Here is a 1,759-nt window from a genome sequence, read left to right as displayed (position 1 = left end):
TCCTCCTCGTATAGTATATTTAAGAACAAAAAATTGCTCTTTGACAATTGAATAATTTCGTTACATTCAAAACATTTTGCTTGGGTATTGCGTGATGTCCTTAGATAATAGAATTGGAATGGATCCAACTGGGAATATGCTGTTTCCTCCTGTAGATAAACTACGATTTAAGACTGTGACCCAGACAATTGTTGTACTGCAAACGCACAAGCTGTATCGATGTATCACTGAACCTTGTGTTAGTAGACTTGGGCAGCTTTTGGTGATGCATCAAAGAATACTCATACGCGAGGTTGTTGTTAGGCAATTGTTTCTAGGGATATCCCGCAGTATCCAAGCTTATTCCAAAATTTTATGAAAGGAGGTCCTTTCCGTGAAATTATTCGTAGGTATTGATGTCGGCTCTAAAAAACTTGATGTGTGCTTCCTTGACAGCGAAGACACACGTTTAAAAGAAGAAACACTTTCCAATGATTTAAATGGTGCCAATAAAATAAAAGAAAATATTTTGGCCTATAACGGGCAGTCCCATTATGAAAAGATTGTCGTTGGAATGGAATCTACATCCGTCTATAGTTTTCATCCATCGACCCTTTTAGACAATGATAAGGACTTACAAAGGATTGGTGTAGAAGTGGTTGTTCAGAATCCTAAGGCCATTCATCGGTTTAAGGGCTTGTTTGAAGAAGACAAAACAGACCGTATTGATGCTTTTCGTATTGCGGATTTTCTTCGATTTGGTCGGTATAATAAAACTGTTATCAAAGAAGAAAAGTATGTTGCCCTTCAACGGTTAACACGCTCACGTTATCAAGTGATCCAACAATTGACAGAGTGTAAGCAACATTTTCTTGAAAACCTTTATTACAAGTGCAACACGCTCTCTAATGAAGTAGATACTTCCATTTTTGGGACTGCCATGATGGAATTGTTTGCCGATTCCCTTTCTTTAGATGACATTTCCAATATGGAATTAGAGGAATTAGCTCTTTTCCTCCAAGGGAAAGGCAAGGGACGGTTTCGTGATCCCGAAAAATTGGCTAAGACCATTAAAAAGGCTATTCGTGATTCCTATCGTCTTGGAAAGGTCGTGCAACACTCTGTTGATATGGTCTTGGCAACTTATGCCAGACTGGTTCAAACACTCAAGAAACAGATCAAAGAACTGGATAAAGGTATTAAAGCCTTATTCGAAATCCTTCCAGAAGCACAATGTCTAGAAAGTGTGCCAGGTATTGGACCAGTTTATGCGGCCGGTATTATCGCTGAAATAGGTCAAATTGAACGCTTTGAAACCCAAGCACAACTAGCGAAATACGCCGGTCTCTATTGGAAAAGATCACAATCTGGAGACTTTGAATCGGAACGAACACCCAGGATAAAAACAGGAAATCAGTATCTTCGTTATTACTTAGTTGAAGCTGCCAACTCCGTTAAACGAAATGAACCTGTGTACCATGAATATTATTTAAAGAAATATAAAGAAGTTCCGAAATACAAACATAAAAGAGCCCTCGTAATGACCGCGAGAAAACTTGTGCGTTTGGTGGATGTGCTACTACGCAACCATCAACTCTACACGTCAGAAAGGAGCGTGTAACTCAAAAGCAAAAATTGCTTTTGAATCCTTTCCAGCAGGCCCGAACAATTGTTTCAGTTAATTGGGTGGGTTTAGTTTAGTGCGCTCTTTTTAACCTTTAATGCCAGTTTTTATCTTTTTCTTTTATCATTTTTTACTTGACTTATCACCACAAGTCTT

At 38.5% G+C, this 1,759-nt stretch carries 1 protein-coding gene; it reads left to right on the top strand.

The genetic code is table 11. The features are described from left to right. Nucleotides 1–373 precede the first annotated feature (373 nt). Nucleotides 374–1,600: an IS110 family RNA-guided transposase gene (locus tag CIL05_RS21380; RefSeq protein ID WP_095657539.1), complete on the top strand. Its 1,227-nt coding sequence runs from the start codon at nucleotides 374–376 to the stop codon at nucleotides 1,598–1,600. Nucleotides 1,601–1,759 lie beyond the last annotated feature (159 nt).

Origin of the sequence: Virgibacillus profundi, assembly GCF_002287375.1 — a bacterium.
GTDB classification, from domain to species: Bacteria; Bacillota; Bacilli; order Bacillales; family Amphibacillaceae; genus Virgibacillus_K; species Virgibacillus_K profundi.
Note: the sequence above shows the minus strand (reverse complement) of the source record. Positions and strands in the feature narration are given on the sequence as shown.